Annotated in this window: 19 protein-coding genes; 4 read left to right on the top strand and 15 right to left on the bottom strand. The window is 42.6% G+C overall.

Features of this window, described 5'->3' with window-relative positions:
* Positions 1-2: 2 nt before the first annotated feature.
* From VK097_RS11675 to VK097_RS11635, 9 genes are all read right to left on the bottom strand, one after another.
* Positions 3-1,358 carry an acetyl-CoA carboxylase biotin carboxylase subunit gene (locus tag VK097_RS11675; RefSeq protein ID WP_324211981.1) on the bottom strand — a complete coding sequence of 452 codons (1,356 nt, stop codon included), beginning with the start codon at positions 1,356-1,358 and terminating at the stop codon, positions 3-5.
* Positions 1,359-1,367: 9 nt separating this feature from the next.
* Positions 1,368-3,002, bottom strand: coding sequence for an AMP-binding protein (locus VK097_RS11670; RefSeq protein WP_324211980.1), 1,635 nt, complete (start codon positions 3,000-3,002; stop codon positions 1,368-1,370).
* A 68-nt stretch (positions 3,003-3,070) separates the two neighbouring features.
* Positions 3,071-4,213 carry an acyl-CoA dehydrogenase family protein gene (locus VK097_RS11665; RefSeq protein ID WP_324211979.1) on the bottom strand — a complete coding sequence of 381 codons (1,143 nt, stop codon included), beginning with the start codon at positions 4,211-4,213 and terminating at the stop codon, positions 3,071-3,073.
* 70 nt (positions 4,214-4,283) lie between these two features.
* Positions 4,284-4,940 (bottom strand): TetR/AcrR family transcriptional regulator, encoded by a 657-nt coding sequence (locus tag VK097_RS11660; protein WP_324211978.1) that lies wholly within the window; start codon positions 4,938-4,940, stop codon positions 4,284-4,286.
* Positions 4,941-5,039: 99 nt separating this feature from the next.
* Positions 5,040-7,484 carry a DNA topoisomerase IV subunit A gene (gene parC / locus VK097_RS11655; protein WP_324211977.1) on the bottom strand — a complete coding sequence of 815 codons (2,445 nt, stop codon included), beginning with the start codon at positions 7,482-7,484 and terminating at the stop codon, positions 5,040-5,042.
* A 47-nt stretch (positions 7,485-7,531) separates the two neighbouring features.
* Positions 7,532-9,487, bottom strand: coding sequence for a DNA topoisomerase IV subunit B (gene parE / locus VK097_RS11650; RefSeq protein ID WP_324211976.1), 1,956 nt, complete (start codon positions 9,485-9,487; stop codon positions 7,532-7,534).
* A gap of 282 nt (positions 9,488-9,769) precedes the next feature.
* Positions 9,770-10,183, bottom strand: coding sequence for a CoA-binding protein (locus tag VK097_RS11645; RefSeq protein WP_324211975.1), 414 nt, complete (start codon positions 10,181-10,183; stop codon positions 9,770-9,772).
* A gap of 19 nt (positions 10,184-10,202) precedes the next feature.
* Positions 10,203-11,723: an ABC transporter permease/substrate-binding protein gene (locus VK097_RS11640; RefSeq protein WP_324211974.1), complete on the bottom strand. Its 1,521-nt coding sequence runs from the start codon at positions 11,721-11,723 to the stop codon at positions 10,203-10,205.
* Positions 11,723-12,790, bottom strand: a complete 1,068-nt coding sequence (locus tag VK097_RS11635; RefSeq protein ID WP_324211973.1) for an ABC transporter ATP-binding protein — start codon at positions 12,788-12,790, stop codon at positions 11,723-11,725. Before VK097_RS11635 ends, VK097_RS11640 begins: the two co-directional genes overlap by 1 nt.
* Positions 12,791-12,952: 162 nt before the next feature.
* Between VK097_RS11635 and plsY the strand changes: the two genes are divergently transcribed.
* From plsY to VK097_RS11615, 4 genes are all read left to right on the top strand, one after another.
* Positions 12,953-13,534, top strand: coding sequence for a glycerol-3-phosphate 1-O-acyltransferase PlsY (gene plsY / locus VK097_RS11630; RefSeq protein ID WP_324211972.1), 582 nt, complete (start codon positions 12,953-12,955; stop codon positions 13,532-13,534).
* Positions 13,535-13,699: 165 nt separating this feature from the next.
* Positions 13,700-14,641 carry a GTP cyclohydrolase FolE2 gene (gene folE2, locus VK097_RS11625; protein ID WP_324211971.1) on the top strand — a complete coding sequence of 314 codons (942 nt, stop codon included), beginning with the start codon at positions 13,700-13,702 and terminating at the stop codon, positions 14,639-14,641.
* A gap of 8 nt (positions 14,642-14,649) precedes the next feature.
* On the top strand, positions 14,650-14,874 hold the full coding sequence (gene yidD / locus VK097_RS11620) for a membrane protein insertion efficiency factor YidD (protein WP_324211970.1): 225 nt from the start codon (positions 14,650-14,652) through the stop codon (positions 14,872-14,874).
* A 161-nt stretch (positions 14,875-15,035) separates the two neighbouring features.
* Entirely contained in the window at positions 15,036-15,320 is a 285-nt protein-coding gene (locus VK097_RS11615; RefSeq protein WP_324211969.1) for a HesB/YadR/YfhF family protein, read from the top strand.
* A 420-nt stretch (positions 15,321-15,740) separates the two neighbouring features.
* Here the strand turns inward: VK097_RS11615 and VK097_RS11610 are convergent, their stop codons facing one another.
* From VK097_RS11610 to acnA, 6 genes are all read right to left on the bottom strand, one after another.
* Positions 15,741-16,040 carry a hypothetical protein gene (locus tag VK097_RS11610; RefSeq protein ID WP_324211968.1) on the bottom strand — a complete coding sequence of 100 codons (300 nt, stop codon included), beginning with the start codon at positions 16,038-16,040 and terminating at the stop codon, positions 15,741-15,743.
* Complete coding sequence (locus VK097_RS11605; protein ID WP_324211967.1) at positions 16,040-16,465, bottom strand: acyl-CoA thioesterase; 426 nt, start codon at positions 16,463-16,465, stop codon at positions 16,040-16,042. Before VK097_RS11605 ends, VK097_RS11610 begins: the two co-directional genes overlap by 1 nt.
* Before the next feature lie 239 nt (positions 16,466-16,704).
* Positions 16,705-16,923 carry a small acid-soluble spore protein Tlp gene (tlp, locus tag VK097_RS11600; protein ID WP_324211966.1) on the bottom strand — a complete coding sequence of 73 codons (219 nt, stop codon included), beginning with the start codon at positions 16,921-16,923 and terminating at the stop codon, positions 16,705-16,707.
* A 195-nt stretch (positions 16,924-17,118) separates the two neighbouring features.
* On the bottom strand, positions 17,119-17,271 hold the full coding sequence (locus VK097_RS11595; protein WP_324211965.1) for an FbpB family small basic protein: 153 nt from the start codon (positions 17,269-17,271) through the stop codon (positions 17,119-17,121).
* A 91-nt stretch (positions 17,272-17,362) separates the two neighbouring features.
* On the bottom strand, positions 17,363-17,947 hold the full coding sequence (locus VK097_RS11590) for a TlpA family protein disulfide reductase (protein WP_324211964.1): 585 nt from the start codon (positions 17,945-17,947) through the stop codon (positions 17,363-17,365).
* 263 nt (positions 17,948-18,210) lie between these two features.
* Positions 18,211-20,928 (bottom strand): aconitate hydratase AcnA, encoded by a 2,718-nt coding sequence (gene acnA, locus VK097_RS11585; RefSeq protein ID WP_324211963.1) that lies wholly within the window; start codon positions 20,926-20,928, stop codon positions 18,211-18,213.
* Positions 20,929-21,049 lie beyond the last annotated feature (121 nt).

Here is a 21,049-nt window from a genome sequence, read left to right as displayed (position 1 = left end):
TCCTAGTTTGTTTTAGTCATTGGCAAATAATACGTTTCGACAAATGCTGTTGTCGTATTTCCATTTTTAAATTCCTCGTGATCAGCCACTGTTTTCAGCATCGGAATATTGGTTTTAATACCTTCAATTTCATAAGTAAATAGTGCCTCTTTCAACCGAGCAATTGCTTCACTGCGATCAGACCCTTTTACAATCAGTTTGCCGATCATCGGATCATAGTATGGTGTGACATCATAATCTCCAGTCACAGCAGCTTCATTGCGGATATGCTTACCCTCCGGCAACTCAAATTTCGAAATGTGCCCAGGGGATGGGAAAAAGGTTTCCGGATCTTCTGCATAAATCCGCACTTCAATGGCGTGGCCATCCATTTTCACATCCGATTGACTGATTGAGAGCTCCTTTCCCTCTGCAATGCGGATTTGCGCCTCGACAATATCCAGCCCGGTTATTTCCTCTGTGACCGGATGTTCAACCTGAATGCGTGTGTTCATCTCCAGAAAATAGAAATTTTCCTGTTCGTCCACAAGAAATTCAATTGTGCCGGCACTGATATATCCAAGCGCTTTAGCCGCTTTGACAGCAGTATCCCCCATTTTCTGTCTGGTTTCATCCGAGATAAATGATGATGGGGCTTCTTCCACTACCTTTTGATTTCGGCGCTGAATGGAACACTCCCGTTCGAACAAATGAATGGCATTACCATACCTGTCTGCCAAAATCTGAATTTCGACATGCCGGGCATGATCCAATTTTTTCTCCATAAACATGGCACCGTCACCAAAAAACGTCCGGGCCCGTTTGGAATTGCTTTCAAATGCTTTTGTCAACTCCTGATCACTGTTGACGGCTTGCATGCCAATTCCGCCGCCGCCCGCAGATGCTTTGAGCATAATCGGATATCCGATTTCACGGGCAATATCAATTGCTTCATCTGACGAGACTACTGCCCCGTCTGTCCCTGGAACAACAGGGACACCCGCTTTTTCCATAGCTTCTCTTGCAGCAATTTTGCTCCCCATTTTCTCCATCACTTCAGCAGAAGGACCGATAAATCGGATGCCGGCATGCTCGCATTTGTCGGCAAACTGACCATTTTCGCTCAAAAATCCGTAACCGGGATGAATCGCATCCACATTGGCCTCTTTCGCAATCGAGATGATTTTATCCGTATTCAGGTAGCTATCCTGTACACGCGGGGGGCCCAGTAAAAAGCTTTCATCAGCCATCGATACAAATGGCGCTTTCTGGTCAGCTTCGGAATAAACAGCAACAGTATCAATATTCAGATCTTTGCATGTACGGATAACCCGCGCTGCAATTTCACCCCGATTGGCAATCAATATCTTGTTTATCATCGAATCCCCCTATAGACTTATTTCCCCAATGGCTTCTTCTCTTAATTTGAATTTCTGGATCTTCCCGCTCGCGGTCATCGGATATTCGTCGGTAAATTTAATGTGTTTTGGAATTTTGTATCTCGAGATATTTCCTTCACAAAATGATCTGATATCCTCTTCTGATGCGTTTGCCCGGTCTTTTAGGATAATCCAGGCCATCAGTTCCTCACCGTATGTTTTATCCGGAACACCCACTACCTGAACATCAAGAACATCCGGATGCTGATAAAGGAATTCCTCGATTTCCCGCGGATAAATATTTTCGCCGCCGCGGATGATCATATCTTTCATACGACCTGTAATCTGGAAATAACCATTCTCATCCATTACTGCCAGATCACCGGTATGCAGCCAGCCATCACTGTCGATTGCCGCATCTGTCGCTTCCTGATTGTTATAATAGCCTTTCATGACATGATAGCCACGCGTGCACAATTCACCTGGATCACCCTGTACCTGTTCTTCTTCAGTTCCCGGTACGATGATTTTCACCTCAACGTTCGGATGAACTTTTCCGACAGTTGTTGCCTTGACTTCAACAGGGTCGTCCGTTTTTGTCTGGAGAAAAACAGGCGATGATTCTGTCTGGCCATAAGCAATGGTAATTTCACTTGCTCCCATTTTACTCATCACATCATTCATCACTTCTATCGGACATGTTGATCCTGCCATAATACCTGTCCGCAGATGGGAAAAATCATAATGTGAAAAGTTGGGATGATTTAGTTCCGCAATAAACATCGTCGGTACGCCATGCAATCCCGTACAATTTTCTTCTGATACAGCTTTCATCACTTTTTCAGGATTAAATTGCTCCAAAATAACCATTGTTGTTCCTTTTGAGACAGCTGCCAGGATACCCAGCACACAACCAAAGCAATGGAAAAAAGGCACCGGGATACAAAGACGGTCTTTATGCGTCAGCTTCATGCAGTCAGCGATCTGATTGCCGTTATTCACAATATTATGGTGCGTCAGCATGACACCTTTCGGGAATCCGGTTGTCCCTGACGTATACTGCATGTTGATGACTTCCTTGGAATTCAGTGTCTGTTTGCGCTGTTCCAGTTCATCATCTGAAACGGCTCTGCCTTTTTTCATAACTTCATTCCACGTGTAGGCATTTGCGTAATTATCTTCACTCAAAATGATAATATTTTTTAGAAAAGGAAGATTATCCGACTTTAAATTGCCTTTTTCAGCCTGCTCAAAATCCGGGCAAACACGCTTTAAGATATCGATATAGGATGTTCCCTTATATGACTCCTCTAAAATAAGCGTCGACGATTCGGATTGTTTCAACAGATATTTAAGTTCTTTTGCCTGATAATCCGTGTTTACAGTAACAAGCACTGCCCCAGCTTTCCCAGTTGCAAACTGTGACGTGATCCATTCAGGCTTATTATCTGCCCAGATAGCCACATGTTCCCCTTTTTCAATTCCCAATGACATAAACCCTTTTGCTGCCTGATTGACCATCTCATTGAATTCCTGATACGTTTTACGTAAATTCAGCTCTGGATAGACAACTGCTTCATGATGCGGATACAAATCCGCCTGCTCTTCCAACAACTCGCCTATTGTATGGTTAAGTAGTGTCATGAACTTTCTCCCCTCGTTTATTCAGTCGTTCCAATGGTCCAGTCTTTTTTGAAACTATTTATAAATTATCAGCATCCCAATTGTCTTGCGATTACCATCCGCTGTACCTCGGATGTGCCCTCTCCTATCTCAAGCAGTTTTGCATCACGCAAATATCTCTCCACTTCATATTCGCGCATATAACCGTAACCCCCATGAATCTGGATAGCCTGATTCGCAGCCCGGAAAGCAGTTTCCGTTGCATAAAGCTTGGCATATGCTGCCTCTTTTGAAAATGGCTTATCATGATCTTTAAGCCATGCTGCTTTATACACAATATTTCGTGCAAGCTCCACTTCCATAGCCATATCTGCAAGCTTGAATTGAATCGCCTGAAAGTTCGATATGGGCTTGCCAAACTGTTTACGCTCTTTCGCATAGGCAAGCGCTTTATCAAGCGATGCCTGAGCAATTCCGAGACCGAGTGACGCAATCGATATTCTCCCCCCGTCCAGTGTATACAGGAATTGGTTAAACCCTTTTTGCGGATCCCCGAGCAGGTTTTCTTTCGGAACCCTGACATTGTCCAGCACAATCTCAGCTGTATCCGATCCGCGGACACCCATTTTATCGTAGTCACTGGTGATGGTCAGACCCTTGACGTCCGTTGGCACAATGATCGCAGAGATGATATTTTTTCCCTGTTCGTTTTTTCCGGTGACGGCGGTGACAATAATTGTTTTGGCGTAGCTGGCATTGGTGATAAAACATTTCTCGCCATTAATGATATAATCATCGCCGTCTTCTCCCGCTGTTGTTTTTGTGCCCCCGGCGTCCGAACCGGCATTTGGTTCGGTCAGCCCGAATGAGCCGAGCGCTCTTCCTTCCGCCATTGGCATCAGATACTTTTCTTTCTGCTCTTCGGTGCCAAAATAGTAGATAGGACTAGCACCAAGTGAGACGGTTGCTGCAAAACTGAGACCGGTACTGCCGCATACTCTGCCAACCTCTTCCACCGCGATGGCATAGGAGAGTGTGTCACCGCCGGATCCGCCGTACTTTTCGGGAAATGGAATGCCCAATATACCGAGTTCTCCCATTTGCTCGAAAATATCCAGCGGAAATTTCTCCTCTTTATCGATTTCAATTGCCCTTGGTTTAATGACTTCTTCAGCAAAATCACGTACCATTTTCTGAATCATCGTCTGTTCTTTTGTCAGCTCAAAATTCATGTCAAACCCCCTCGTAATCATTTGACTAAAGACCGACTGGTTGGTCTGTACCGGTCATAAAAAAAGACCGCTACACGTAAAAATCCTCTTTGACGCTGCTAATCAGCAAATCCTCATATGTACTCCCTGAGACTGAATCCGATTTCAACACTGCGCGTAATATTAAGTCAACATAAATCGATCCAATTTCGTCAATGGTTTTTGCGCCGGAATCCTTATACCATTTGTATGTCCAGTTGACCATTCCCAGTATCGCCATAGCCGTTATTTCAATTGACAAATCGCCGCGGAATTCACCGGCTTCCTTTCCTTCTCTCAAAGCATTCAGCAAAATTTGTTTAAACTGATCCCGTTTTTTCTTGATGCGATTTTCGTATTCAGGTTTTAAATAAATATTTTCTTGGTAAAAAACCGAGATGTGCGGTTTATAGAGACCAAACGTCTTCACAAAATCTTTAATGATTGCCTGCAGCTTTTCGGTCGGATCAGAAAATGTTTCAGTTGCAATCATGGCCTTTTCTAATACATACGTAATGAACTCATCATGGATAACAAACAATAACTCATCTTTGCTGGTAAAATGATGATAGAAACCTCCTTTGGAAGTTCCTGTTTTCTCGACAATCTGATTGACTGTAACACCATGAAAGCCATGTTTTTCAAACAAAATCAAAGCTTCATCGATTATTTTTTTTCTTAAACTCGTTCTGACCCCTCCCTTCCGCATTCAACCGCATTATATCATATTTTTCTGAAAATCAAAAGGAAATTTTTGTTGGATAATATCGCAGACAGCCTGAATTTATGACTGCCTGCTATCATCCTATTATTGTTCTTCAAAAGGTTTCTGATATGCCGGTTCTTTCCATACTTCGGCAACTTCACCTTGATTATCACTGTCTATAACAAATGAACCGTTGCTGTACCTGTCACTGACTGACAGTTCCAGTGGGAATAAGCTGTGTTTGTCACCTTTATTTGTCCGGAAACAGATCGTATCATCTTCACCTATCATGTAGAACCCTTTCAGGCGATGGGCTTTTGTTTTTAATTCACGCAACATGCTAAGCCCCCTTCTTGCCCGGCTTGATTTCTCAAATTGATTTAGTTTCATCCGTTTTGCTGCACCGCGCTGTGTTACCGCGACAAAGGAAGGTTCGGCTAATTCATCAAACACCTGCCCACTAACAACATATTCATCGTCTTTCAGCATGATGGCCTTGACCCCTGCTGCCCGCTGACCGACTGCGGATATTTCCGACTCGTGATACCATAGGCCCAATCCTATATTTGAAGCAATGAACACATCACAGTGTCCATTCGTCTGAAACACATCTACCACTTCATCATCACCCTTGAGGTTTAGGGCAATCAACGCTTTCGAATAACGCTGCGCCTTATACAAGGATAACTCACTGCGTTTAACCATGCCGTTTCGAGTGAAAAAGACAAGATACTGTTCGTTCTCAAACGTACGGACAGGTATGCTCTGGATAATACGCTCATCTTTATCGATCGAGACAATGTTAGAAATATGCTGTCCGATATCTTTCCATCTGATGTCCGGCAGTTCATGGATGGGGAGGTAAATATATTTTCCTTTGTTTGTAAACAAAAGGATATGATCTGTTGTATTCAGTTCAAACAAACCGACTAAATGATCATCTTCTTTTATTCCCGGGTCCTCACCGTTCGATGCACCATATGACCGCGTGCTTGTTCGTTTGACATATCCGTCTTTTGTTGCCGATGCAACAATATCTTCACTGGCCACGGTCACTTCGATGTTAAAGGTCAGTTCTTCAATGTCTTCTTCAATCACCGTTCGCCGTTCATCAGCAAAAGATCTCTTAATTTGTCTTAACTCTTTTTTGATATACTGCAGAAGCTTCTTCTCGCTTGTCAGTAATGTTTCATACTCATTGATTCGCTTTTTTAAATCCTCAGCTTCCTGTTCCAGTGATGTGACGTCGGTATTTGTCAACCGGTACAACTGCAGCATGACAATCGCTTCCGCCTGTGCTTCCGTAAAATCATATTTGGCAATGATCCGTTTTTTGGCATCCTGTTTATCTTGTGATGACCGGATGGTCGCGATTAACTCATCCAGAATGGAAACTGCTTTTATCAGTCCTTCTACAATGTGCGCACGATCTTTTGCTTTATTTAAATCATAAACCGTCTGCCTTGTTACAACATCTTTCTGATGTGTTATATAAGAATCAAGGATTTGCGGCAATGATAAAAGCTTAGGCGTTTTATCCTGGATTGCAACCATGTTGAAGTTATACGTCACTTGCAGGTCTGTATTTTTATACAGATAATTTAAGATACCCTTACCATTCGCCTCTTTTTTCAGTTCAATCACAATTCGAAGCCCCGTACGATCTGTTTCGTCCCTGACTTCTGCAATCCCTTCCACTTTGCGGTCAATACGCAGTTCATCCATTTTCTTAACCATGTTTGCTTTATTGACATCATACGGAATTTCATCGATTACAATCTGCTGCTGGCCGCCGCGGATATCTTCAACAGCTGCCCTGCCGCGAACGACAACCTTTCCCTTTCCGGTTTCATACGCCTGCCGGATGCCATCGATACCCTGAATGATTCCGCCGGTTGGAAAGTCTGGACCGTTCATAACTTCCATTAATTTATCCACGGTCACTGAAGGTTTATCAATTTTCATAATAACCGCATCAACAACTTCCGCCAGATTATGCGGCGGTATATCAGTTGCGTAACCTGCTGATATGCCAGTCGATCCATTGACAAGCAGATTTGGAAATTTAGACGGCAGAACAATCGGTTCGGTGATTGTATCATCAAAATTCGGTATGAAATCGACTGTATCTTTCCCAATATCACGGAGCATTTCGGAAGCAATGCTTGATAGCCTTGCCTCGGTATAACGCATTGCTGCAGGCGGGTCCCCGTCAAGGCTTCCGTTATTCCCGTGCATTTCCACCAGGCTGCTGCGAACTTTCCAGTCTTGGCTCAGTCGGACCATCGCGTCATACACTGAACTGTCCCCGTGCGGGTGATAATTCCCGATAACGTTACCAATCGTTTTGGCTGATTTACGGAAATTTTTGTCGTGTGTATTTTTTTCTTCGTTCATCGCATATAATATTCTGCGCTGAACGGGCTTCAATCCATCCCGGGCATCCGGAAGTGCCCGTTCCTGGATAATATATTTACTGTATCTTCCAAAACGGTCCCCCAGCACTTCTTCAAGTGGAAGATCCAAATAATTCTCTGCTTGTGCCAAATCAATCCCCCCTATAACGGCATAGCGTCACATCTTCAATTAAGTTTTTATTGCGATTGGATTTTATCGTTTTCCAATATGTTTGCATCCTCAGCCATTCCAAATTCAACATGGCCTTCAATCCATTTCCTTCGCGGTTCCACTTTATCGCCCATTAATGTCGTTACACGTCTTTCAGCACGGGCAAGGTCATCAATCGTCACTCTGATCAGCGTTCTCGTTTCCGGGTCCATTGTCGTTTCCCACAGCTGATCGGCATTCATTTCACCAAGGCCTTTGTAGCGCTGAATGATATAGCCATTTTTAAATTCTTCAATTGTTTTTTTCATTTCATCATCATTCCATGCGTACACGGTTTTTTCTTTCTTGCCTTTTCCTTTGGTTATTTTGTAAAGCGGCGGCAGGGCAATATAAACCATTCCGGCTTCAACAAGCGGCCGCATATACCGATAGAAAAAGGTCAGAAGCAACACCTGAATATGAGCACCATCCGTGTCAGCGTCGGTCATAATGACAATCTTATCATATTGGACATCTTTTAAGTCAAAATCGCCGCCGACGCCTGCACCGATTGTATGAATGATTGTGGAAATCTCTTCATTTTTTAAAATGTCCTGTATCTTGGCTTTTTCGGTATTAATGACTTTTCCGCGCAACGGCAGAATTGCCTGAAATTTACGATCACGTCCTTGCTTGGCCGAACCGCCGGCGGAATCACCCTCCACAAGATACAATTCATTTTTCTTCGGGTTTTTCGATTGTGCGGGCGTCAGTTTTCCGCTCAGTAACGTATCTTTTCGTTTTTTCTTTTTCCCTGATCTTGATTCTTCCCTTGCTTTCCGAGCAGCTTCACGAGCTTCTTTAGCCTTGATTGCTTTGCGGATCAGCATTCCGGCAGCATCCGGATTCTCTTCAAGAAAGTAGGACAGTTTTTCAGATACGATAGAGTCGACAACAGAGCGTGCTTCGGGTGTCCCAAGCTTATCTTTTGTCTGCCCCTCAAATTGCAGCTTTTCTTCCGGAATACGAACCGATATGATGGCAGTGAAACCTTCCCGGATATCCGATCCTTCCAGATTTTTATCCTTTTCTTTAAGGTATGTATTTTTTCTGGCATAATCATTAAAAATTCGGGTCACAGCAGTACGTGCACCGGACTCATGCGTGCCCCCGTCCTTTGTCCGGACATGATTCACAAACGACAGAATGCTTTCAGCGAACCCGTCATTAAACTGAAAGGCAAAGTCAACTTCAATGCTTTGCTGCTGCCCTTCAAATGAAACGACCGGGTGCAATGTATCTTTTTCCTCATTCAAATACGTCACAAACGACTTCAAGCCATCCGGAAATTGGTACGCTTCCTTTAACCCATACCGCTCATCCGTTAATTCGATCTTTAGCCCTTTTAATAAAAACGCTGCTTCTCTTAACCGTTCGGATAACGTTTCAAAGTCATAATCAGTTACCGAGAAAATGGCAGGATCCGGTTTAAAATGGATAACCGTTCCTTTTTTACTGGTTTTCCCCATTTTTTCCAGAGAGCTGACAGGTTTCCCCCCATTTTCAAACCGCTGATAATATTTATAACCATCGCGGAAAATGGTTACTTCCAGCCACTCAGAAAGTCCATTGACAACAGATGCACCTACACCATGCAGTCCGCCGCTTGTTTTATAACCGCTCTGTCCGAACTTTCCGCCGGCATGCAATACAGTGAAAATGACTTCCGTTGTTGGCTTGCCACTGGAATGAACACCTGTGGGGATTCCGCGTCCTGAATCTTCCACAGAAATACTGTTATCTTGATGGATGGTTACTTTAATCACTGATCCATACCCCGCCAACGCTTCGTCGACGGCATTATCGACAATCTCAAAGACCAGATGGTGTAATCCGCGCAGATCAGTACTGCCTATGTACATTCCGGGTCTTTTTCTTATGGCATCAAGACCTTCCAGCACTTGTATCGAATCATCCGTATATTGTAAAGACTCTTTAGTCATGCAGCCCGACTCCTCTCTTCCTTTCAAGGATACATGTTCTTTAATGATTAATTCAATAGTAGAACAAACGTTTGCGAAAGTAAAATACTTTCTTTTATTTTGATTGAATTATACCTATATTACCTTAAAACACGTTTATTAGTATACTATAATTTTTACTTTAGTATTAGCTTTAATAGCAAATGCCTTCGGTTGCACTTATGCAGTAAGAAAGTATTTACACTTTCTTAATTGCCAAAAAAAGAATGACCTGGGAAGGCCATTCAGTCAATTTTAAGTTCATCAGACGAGGACTGAGTGAGCAACTTTAATACACATGTCCATTATGACAGTGAATTCACGCTTCTGTAAATAATCATATGCTTCCTGGCTGATAAGACCCTGTTGGGCCCAAAACACACGACATTCGGTTTGTACAGCTTCTTTTGCGATAGCCGGCAGAAATTCGGGGCGGCGGAACACATTAATGATGTCAATGTTCCCCTCTACCTCTGTCAACGTGTCATATGCCTTCTCTCCCAATACCCTGTCGATTTTGGGGTTTACCGGGATGATTGTATATCCCTGATCCTGCATAATCTTTGAAATCTGATAAGAAGTACGCTCAGGGTTGTCAGACAAGCCTACAACAGCAATTGTTTTTGCTGACTCCAAAATTTTTTTCACAGCCTCATTTGATGGATTTTCCCACGCCATTTGGCAGCCTCCTTTACTCTTAAAGCAAACCTTCTTCCTTCAAAAACTCGCGTGCAACATCCGCCGGATCTTGGTCTTTATAATCAACTTGATAATTCATCTGACGCATCTGGTTATCCGTTATTTTGCCACCGAGCTGATTCAATATGTCTTTCAGCTCAGGGTATTTCTTCAGTGTATCCTCACGCATCAGTGGCGCTCCCTGGTAAGGAGGGAACAGATTTTCCGGATCGTCCAATGTTACGAGATTCATTTCAACCATATAACTGTCTGTAGCATAAGCGTCTATCACATTAACCTCACCATTTGCCAGTGCGTCCTGACGAATTCCCGGCTCCATCGTCTGGACATTGGCAATATCCAGATTATAGACGTCTTGCATGCCGACATAACCATCATACCGGTCTTTGAATTCCAGTGTGAAGCCTGCGGTGATATCTTTTTCAATCTTTTTTAAATCACCGATTGATTCAAGGTTATGCTCTTCAGCTAATTCCTGTTTTGTCACGACAGCATAGGTATTATTGAATGCCATCGGTTCTAACATAACCATACCATATTGTTCCTGCATACCCTGTCTTGCCTGCTCATATACCTTGCTTTTTTTATTACTTTCAGCTTCCTGCTCCAAATGTGTGACGATTGCCGTACCGGTGAATTCAGGATAAATATCGATACTGCCGTTTTTTAACGCGCTGAAAACAAAAGCAGTTTTCCCTAAGCCAGGCTCGAGTTCAACCGACAGATCGGTTTCTTCCTCAATCAGAAGCTTGTACATATTGATCAGGATGGCCGGTTCAGAGCCAAGTTTGCCCCCAATTGTCAGATCAGCCTGTTTGGCAGGCGAAAAGAAAAATGGTGATGCTACAATTAATACAGCAATGAAAAGCATTGCGATCAGTGACTTAAATCCTGCTCGTCTGGAAAGCCGCTCAAGTCCGCGTAAAACAAAATCCAGTAAAATTGCCAGTAATGCAGCCGGTATAGCGCCAAGCAAAATAAGATTCAAATCTGCTCCGCGATCAATTCCAAGGAGTATAAGCTCACCTAAGCCGCCGGCACCGATTAGCGCGGCAATTGTCGTTGTCCCGACAATCAGAACCATGGATGTTCGGATACCTGCCATAATAACTGGCATAGCAATCGGGAGTTCGACTTTGGTCAATCGTTTTACGGAATTCATTCCCATTCCTGTGGCTGCCTCTTTTAAAGCCGGCTCAACTTCATTAATCCCGGTGTATGTGTTTCTCAAAATGGGCAAAAGCCCATACACTGTCAGGGCAATAATGGCAGGTGTTGTGCCGATCCCGAAAAAAGGAATCAAAAAAGCGAGGACTGCCAAACTCGGAATCGTCTGCATAATGGCAGACAAGCCAATAATGGGTTCAGCTATCCGCTGATATCTGGTCAGCACAAGACCAAGCGGCACAGCAATTATGATCGCAATTATTAATGAAATTAATGAAACCTGTAAATGTTCCCAGATGGTTTCCAGCAGCATACCCTGCCTGTTCTGAAAAACGGAAATGAACTCGTCCATTACTGAATCACCCCGTCTTTTGCGGCTGTTTCACGTCTCAGGTATGAGATAATATCTCTATAGGTCAATGTTCCGACAAACCGATCATTTTTTAAGACAGGATATACTTGCTGATGACTCTTCTGCAATTCATCCACTGCCTTATAAAGAGGTATGTCATTTTTAAATACTGTGAAGTCGTCCACCTGCTGCCCGTTAACCAAAGCTGAAACAAACTTGTCATCCTTGTCCTTAATGATAAATGTCCCCTGTGTTGGATAATTGCCTTCATCATATGCCGCTTTCGTTATGACACAGGATTCTGCCTCGCCGGCTATGACGTCAATCGCTGTTTGCCATGGTGATTTGCGTTCCCCGATAAAATCCTTTACAAATTTCGTTTCAGGATTCAAAACCAATTGCTGGGGAGTATCAACCTGAATGACCCGCCCTTCTTTCATGAGACACACCTTATCACCAAGCGCCAGTGCTTCGTCGATATCGTGTGTAACAAAAACAATTGTTTTCCTTATTTCCTGATGCAGCTTTTTGATATCATATTGTAATTGTTCACGACTGATTGGATCCAGTGCGCTGAATGGCTCATCCATTAATATGATATCCGGATCGGCGGCCAATGCACGTATAACCCCGACCCGCTGCTGTTCTCCGCCTGACAACTCACTCGGTCTCCGATGCATGTAAGTCGATGGATCAAGACCTACCATATCAAGCAATTCTTCACTTCTTTCACGGATTTCTTTCCGCTTCCATTTTTTCATTTCCGGAACAACCGCAATATTTTCTTCAATGGTCATGTGGGGAAATAATGCGATTTGCTGAAGGACATATCCAATGTTCCAGCGCAGTTCATGAATATTATAATCATTTATATCCGTGCCACTTATGTAAATTGTTCCTGCTGTCGGTTCAATCAACCGGTTGATCATTTTCATTGTCGTTGTTTTACCGCACCCGCTAGGACCGATCAATGTCACTAATTCACCTTCATTGATTTGTAATGAAAAATCGCTGAGAGCCTTTGTGCCATCAGGATATGTCTTTTTGACATCGCGGAATTCAATCATTTGATTCGCCCTTCCTTCATATTTTTCGGCAATATTTTACATTACCCGTTACAATCATTATAGAAACCAATTTGCGACGGAACAATCAATAAAGGTTCTTAAAACCATTACTTCATGGTAAAATAGGACAAAACCAAAAAGTATTGGAAAGTGGGAAACAGTATGGAATTTTTAGTATTTGCGATTATCGCATATTTATTGGGGTCCATCCCCTCAGGAGTGATTGTTGGCAAGCTCGGTTACAATATTGATATTCGGAAGCATGGAAGCGGCAATCTCGGCGCTACAAATACATTTCGTATTTTAGGCGTAAAAGCCGGTATTATTGTAACATTGGCTGACATCCTTAAAGGTACACTGGCAACGGCCCTCCCTTTGTTTTTTGATGTGGAAGTGTTTCGGCTTGGAATAGGTTTATTTGCTGTTCTCGGTCATACGTACCCGCTATTTGCAAAATTCAATGGAGGTAAAGCTGTCGCAACATCAGGCGGTATCATATTAGGTATCAATCCCGTGCTATTTGCAGTCATGATTACGTCATTTCTTGTCACATTGTATTTTTCCAAGTATGTTTCCCTATCATCTATGGTTACCGGCGTTATTGCAGTAATTGTTTCCATTATGTTCCGGGATTGGGGACTGGTTATCGTGACAGCGGTATTAACTATTTTTGTATTTTACCGTCACCGTGAAAATATAAAACGGATTAAAAACAAAACTGAACCAAAAATAAAATGGATGTAGCAAATGAAGCCAATAAATTGAATCTTTATTTGGACATTTAGTATACTATGATAGTAATAGTGCGTGTTCAAAGAAAAGATTAAAAAAACGGTAAGTTCCTGTTATTTTACCGGACTTTTTGAACAACCTCTAATAGCTATAAATTGGAAGGGGTCACAGATCGTTATGGACAAAGCTAAATCAATTACAAAGAAACAGTTACCGGATAAAGCCCAACGTCATAAATTATTTGGTTCTGTCGAGCCCGGTCCCAGAACAAAACCAAGTGAAAAAAGCAAAATGGCTGATTTACAAAATACAAAAGAAGACTTTTTATTTGACCTCAATGCGGTAGGAATTTCTAATGTAAAACATCCGATCACGGTTACAAGTAATCTGGAACCCAAAACACAAACAACCATCGCAACGTTTGAATTCACTTCCAGTATTGGAAAATCCAGCAAAGGAACCAATATGAGCCGTTTCACCGAACAGCTTCAGGAATTTCACCAAAAAGGTTTCGTCATTAACGTAAAAGCACTTAAGTCATTTACAAAAGACCTTGCAGAACGTTTGGACCAAAAGGATGCCGAAATCAAGGTGAGTTTCCCATGGTTTTATGAACGGCGAGGGCCTCAGTCCGGTCTTTCCGGGATGAACCATGCGGATGTCTCAATCGAGGTCAACTATGACACTGTGGCAGGATTTACCGTTAATGCCTCATTATCATCACTGATCACGACACTCTGCCCTTGTTCGAAGGAAATCAGTGAATACAGTGCTCACAATCAACGCGGGGAAGTTACGATGACTGTATCACTGGCTGAAGACTTTGATGACGAAACAACAGATTGGAAAGAATTGCTGCTGAATGCTGCAGAAAGCAATGCCAGTGCCAGATTACACCCTGTTTTAAAACGGCCTGATGAAAAAATGGTAACAGAGCAAGCATATGAAAATCCCCGGTTTGTTGAGGACCTGACACGTCTGGTTGCGGCGGACTTATATGAAATGCCGTTTGTCACCAAGTTCCATGTGCGTTGCAGGAACGAGGAATCAATTCATATGCATGATGCCGTTGCTTCAATAACGTATGACAAGGTAACAGATGAAAATCTGGAAGGATAATTGCCATTATGAAATATATCTTTATTGGCCTGATAAAATTTTATCAAAAAGCTATCAGCCCTTTTAAACCGCCAACCTGCCGATTTTTTCCGACTTGTTCGGAGTATGGGCTGGAGGCTTTTCGCCGCTTCGGTTTCTTTAAAGGCGCATATCTGACCATCCGGCGAATCAGCAAATGCCACCCCTTTCATACAGGAGGGGTTGATTTAGTACCGGAGAAACGGGAAAAATAGTGAAACTTCATGGGGTTTTTTCCACTGAATGTTAGTTGGGTCGAATCGCGTTTGGGACAGTTGCCCCCGCAGGACGCTCATGATTTCGCTTTGCAGAGTCGATGTGGGGGCTTACCGCCATTTACATGCGGGATAATTAATATCCAGGGAGCAGTGATGATTTGAAATTGAGTATAACGCATGAGGCCGCAAATTGGTATAAAGCAGAATTTGATATAGACAATCAATCCTATCTGCGTTTTTTCGTCAGGTATGGGTTCGGAGGGCAAATCCCCGGTTTCTCATTAGGAGTCAGTCGTGATGTTCCTGTTGATATGTATGCTTCCAGCAGTGTTACAGGGATAACGTTTTTTATTGAAGCAAAGGATGCATGGTACTTTGATGATAAAGACTTGAAGATTCAGCTGAATGACCAAAACAATGAACCGGAGTTTATCTATAGCTAAGAGGATGGATCAAAAGCATAGAATCAAAGCTATGATTCAAAATTCGTCCGTCAGATTTCGGATCAGTTCGGATTTTTAAGTGTTATGGGTTTTCGCCTAAACAGCGAAGGAAAAATACTGAGACTGAGGGTGTAGAGGCCTGGATGAGAGGGGGCAGCACAAAGCAAGGCTTCCCTGAGTAAGCTGCAACTTGCGAGGAATGCTGCATCATTGAAAACACCTGCAACACGACGGGCACGAGCAGGCTTATCAGCCGCCCCGGAAAGCGTAGTATTTTTCCGCAGCGGTGGATAAGGCTTATCTTAAACATTTTACTTAAATCTTCCGGCTATCATTCGTTTTTGATGTGTAACGTTTTAGTTATATCCCAATCTCTTTTGTATCAAGAGTCAGCCAATACCAGATGTATTAAGATTTGGCTTATAAACCGAATCTGTTTATTTGATCCCACTGCTTTTCTTTTCTTAATATGCTGGCTTGTCTTTCCCCGAACAAATCAAAATGCGGATGGGTCTTATCTAAATGAATCCAATCCGGGTTCAAATTATGGCGTTTTCCCCACGCAACCAGTTTTTCCAGGTCATTGCACCCGACCTTTGTTACTGTGTCACATCCTGGAAAGCGGTCATCAATCCAATAATGTGTTAAGAAACTGATAAGGCCTTGTTCGACATCTGATTTCCATTTAATTAATTCTTTCCGGTCAATTCCAAAAGCCATCAAGATTCCCCATTCACTTGCTTTAAGTATATCCGGTGCCACTCAGGAAAGGCTTTGCGCAATGATAATGGCCTGAATGATTCCTTATGAACAATCACATGCTTAGTCGTACCGCTTACCGCTATTTCCCCATTCTCCTTAGTGATTTGATAGGCATAAACTGTTCGGAGGCCATCATATTGATCAATCCACGTTTCAACGGTCGCTTTTTCACCGTAATGGACGGGTTTTTTAAAGCTAATTTGAGCATCGACAACCGGAGAGACGATATTATTTTTTTCTATATCAGTATATACAAGACCCAGACTTTCTATATATTTCGTCCGGCCAATTTCGAACCAGACGAGGTAATTGGCGTGATAAACAACTCCCATCTGATCTGTTTCCTGGTATCTTACTTCAATTGGTGTCTGTGTTTTATGCAATCTGTCTTCCCCCTGTATAAACAAAATAAAACTTCACTCAGTAGGACGGTTTCCCACTGAATGTCAGTTGAGCGAGTCGAACTTTACGGGCAGCTGATCCCCCTCTTATCTTTCTTGCCCTTGAAAAATAAAGCCATTAGGCGGGATAATTTTAGGATATATAATATTTTATCATACTTGTGTGCTGTAAAGGTAAACCTCAAACCACTTGATACATGATTTGAGGTTTCGGGCTCGAGCTATTGTTTTGCTTCATCTTTAATTTCTTGCCGCATACCTTCAATGGCTTTTTCACGGCGCTTATTTTTTTCCTTGATTTTTTCTTTTTCTTCACCGGCGGAGTGCTGCATGGTATCATGTGCTTCTTCTATATTTTGAATTGTATCCTGTACCATATTCTGCAGTTTCTCGACATTATCACTGCGATCATCCGGTTTAGGTTTATATTTATCCGTCATATTTCATCTCCTTTGCAAAATTAAGGCACCTTAAAAGGCGTCTCTAACTAAATTTTTTGCTGAAAACGAGATATTATACAAAGGTTATTTTAGTAAGAGATACTGCTATGAACTGCGGTTGGCTTCAACTTCGCTTTCCACCGAAACTAAACATCAAACGAAAAAACCTGTCCGGGATACAACGGACAGGTTACCTTACTCAACACTCCTTTTGTTTAAAGACTGCTGCATTTTCTTTTCCATGTTCTGCTCAAATCTTTCCAAAAATGTCTCATCTTGCAAAATTTGTCTGCGGTTCTCCTGGACAAGTTCATCAAATGAGAGTCTCTTTTTTAAAGAAATGGTCATCAACTCCTCTTTTATGAGCAGTATTACCATTTCTTTGAAAATTTATTACATATTTGACAATTATTGGCGAATATAAGACAATCTGATTATTCTACGATAATTTATTCATCATTTCCACCATGTAATCATAGTCCATTGGTCCGAATTTAGGCGGCTGCTGGACTTTTCCATCTGTCCCAATGAAATAAGTGGTTGGAATGTTATAAACAGAATACGCGTCCTGAATCTCAGAATTTTTATCCAGTGGTATTGGGTACGTATAGCCATTTTTATCAACGTACTCCTGGACGGCTTTGATGCCTGAATCTTTGCCAGTCAAATTAACGGCAACCACTTTTACCTGATCGCCATACTCCTCATGAAACTTTTGCATTTCTGGCATTTCTTTTTTGCATGGACCACACCAGGATGCCCAAAAATTTAATATGACTTTTTCACCGCGTAAATCGGATAATTTGAATGTCTCACCGGAAAGTGTTTTAACCTCAAAATCCGGTGCGTAATTCCCGGTTTCAATCCCTGTTTCACCCGGTGGCACAATTCCCGCACCTTTCTGGTTTCCTTCATCCTGATTTACGTTATTGGCTTGTTCCTGTTCTTCTGTATCTGTCAAGCTAATAACTGTCATACAAATCATGAATACAAGCAATCCTATCCCCAGTATTCGTTTGACCATCAGATTCACCTTGCTTTGTAACTTTATAATTTAATCGTATTGCTATTTCATCAATATGTAAAGCTAAAGTGGCAATTTGTCAGAGGTTGTTCAAAATATGCTGTTTTCCTGCCCTCCAGCTAAAAAGAAACTTCATGTCAGTTGAACAAAATTGGAGTTTTATGGGCATTAATCTCCATTTCGTGAGAGATTAATGCCATTACACGCGGAATAAACAAAGCCAATACACCGGAAAATCTATGTATTGGCTTCTGTTATATATTTTATTGTGTAACACTGCTTGCGGAATCCAGTTTATTCCGCAGCACCATTTGAAGAATGCCGCCGTGACGATAGTAATCAACTTCAACATCGCTGTCAAAACGGGCGATGGCATTAAATTCAATTGACTTGCCATCCTCATCAATAGCTGTCACCTTAACACGGTCATGCGGTTTTACATTCTCGTCAATTTCTACGTTGAATGTTTCCTTGCCAGTCAGTCCAAGTTTATCGGCACTGTCGCCTTTTTCGAACTGCAACGGCAGAACTCCCATCATGACCAGGTTCGAGCGGTGAATACGTTCAAAGCTTTCAGCAATAACTGTCTTGATGCCCAATAGGTTCGTACCTTTTGCAGCCCAGTCACGGGAAGAGCCCATTCCGTAATCTTTGCCGCCAACAACAAGCAACCCGGTACCATTTTCCTGATATTTCATGGCAGCATCATAAAATGGCATCACTTCGCCTGTTGGCCAGTATGTGGTGTAGCCGCCTTCTTTACCCTGAGCCAGGAGGTTACGGATACGAATATTCGCAAATGTACCGCGCATCATCACTTCATGGTTACCGCGGCGGGAACCGTATGAGTTAAAGTTTCTCGGTGATACACTTTTATCCTGCAGATACTGTCCTGCCGGCATATCTTTTGCGATTGCCCCTGCCGGTGAAATGTGATCAGTTGTAACCGAGTCGCCGAATTTACCAATCATACGGAGGTTATTTAATGGTTTCACGGAGCCTGCCTGTTTTGATAAACCTTCGAAAAATGGCGGGTTTTGGATGTATGTTGATTCACTGTCCCACTCAAATAATGGTTCATCCGTTGTTTTGATTTCGTTCCATTTTTCATTGGAATCAAATACGCTTTCATATTCTTTACGGAAAATCTCCGGTTTTACAACAGACTGGACAGTATCTTTAATTTCGTCCATTGATGGCCAGATATCCTCTAAATAAATTGGCTCACCATCTGCATCTGTACCAAGCTGATCCTTGGTCAAATCAACATCGACCGTTCCTGCCAATGCATATGCAACAACCAATGGCGGTGAAGCAAGATAGTTGGCTTTGACCAGCGGGTGGATACGCCCTTCAAAGTTACGGTTACCTGATAACACAGAAGAAACAGTTAAATCACTTTCTTCGATTGCTTTTTCAATTTCCGGGCGCAGCGGTCCGGAGTTTCCGATACATGTTGTACATCCATAACCGACAAGGTTAAAGCCAAGCTGGTTCAGGTACTCTTGTAATCCTGAGTCATCCAGATAACGCGTTACAACTTTAGAGCCTGGAGCCAGTGATGTTTTAACATATTCGGGCACCTTCAAGCCTTTTTCAACAGCATTTTTTGCGAGCAGACCGGCACCAAGCATGACATATGGGTTGGATGTGTTTGTACAGGATGTAATCGCAGCTATCGCAAGTGCACCTGTTTTCATAACAGACGTTTCATCATTCAGATGCTGTACTGTTGCAACTTTGTCAAACTCCGATTTATCCATGCCAAAGCCCTGATTTCCGGATGGTGCTGTAATGGCTTTATTGAATTCTTTTTTCATACCAGACAGTGCGATTAAATCTTGTGGACGTTTTGGTCCGGAAAGATTTGGTTCAAGTTCTGACAAATTGATTTCCACAAACTCGGTATACTCAGGATCTTCCTGATCAGCTGAATACCAGAGATTATTTTCTTTACAATATTTTTCAACCAGTTCAATCTGTTCTTCGCTGCGGCCGGTTAAACGAAGATAGCTTAATGCCTCCTCATCAACAGGGAAGAAACCGCATGTTGCCCCGTATTCCGGAGCCATGTTGGAAATAGTTGCACGGTCAGCGAGCGGCATGTCCTTTAAGCCCGGTCCAAAATATTCGACAAATTTCCCAACAACATTTTTCTCACGCAAAACCTGAGTCACTTTTAATGCCAGATCAGTTGCTGTCGTTCCTTGCGGGAAGCTGCCGGTAAATTTAACACCGATAACTTCCGGTGCAGGAAAATATGATGGCTGGCCAAGCATACCTGCTTCGGCTTCTATACCGCCGACACCCCAGCCAAGAACACCCAAACCATTGATCATTGTTGTATGTGAGTCAGTTCCGACAAGCGTATCCGGAAATGCATCATAAGTGCCGTCGTCATTTTCATGGCCATGAACAACGTTTGCGATGTATTCCAAGTTTACCTGATGGACAATCCCAGTTGCAGGCGGGACAGCACGATAATTTTCAAATGCTTTTTGTGCCCAATGCAAAAATTCATAACGTTCCATATTGCGCTCAAACTCAAGTTCCATATTGGCTTTCAATGCATTAGGTGTACCATACTGATCCACTTGTACCGAGTGGTCAATAACCAGGTCTACCGGTACTTCCGGATTAATCTTATCCGGCTCGCCTCCCATATCAACCATTGCTTTTCTTAACGAAGCAAGATCAACAACAGCCGGTACACCGGTAAAATCCTGCAAGATAACACGAGATGGTTTGAAAGGGACATCGACCCCTTGTCCTTCGTCTGTACCCCACTTAGACAATCCTTTAATATGTTCGTCTTTAATTACGTGCCCGTCTTGTTGACGTACGAGTGATTCCAGAAGAACCCGGATTGAAAAGGGCAGACGGGATATGTTTCCCAAATTGGCATCTTCAAGTGCTTTTAACTGATAAAAGTTGTATGTCTTGCCATTCAGATCAAATTGCTTTTTCGTATTAATTCCCATAAACAGTACTCCTCTCTGATCTTTCTGTTAAACGGCACACCAAAATATTGCTTACAAAACTTGGTTTCGGTATGCTCATACCGAAACCCTAAGCTACACTTATCAGATAAGCCAATTTTAT

The sequence above is a fragment of the Lentibacillus sp. genome (genome assembly GCF_035301675.1).
Taxonomy (GTDB): Bacteria; Bacillota; Bacilli; order Bacillales; family Amphibacillaceae; genus Lentibacillus.
This window is presented reverse-complemented; position numbering and strand designations above follow the sequence as displayed.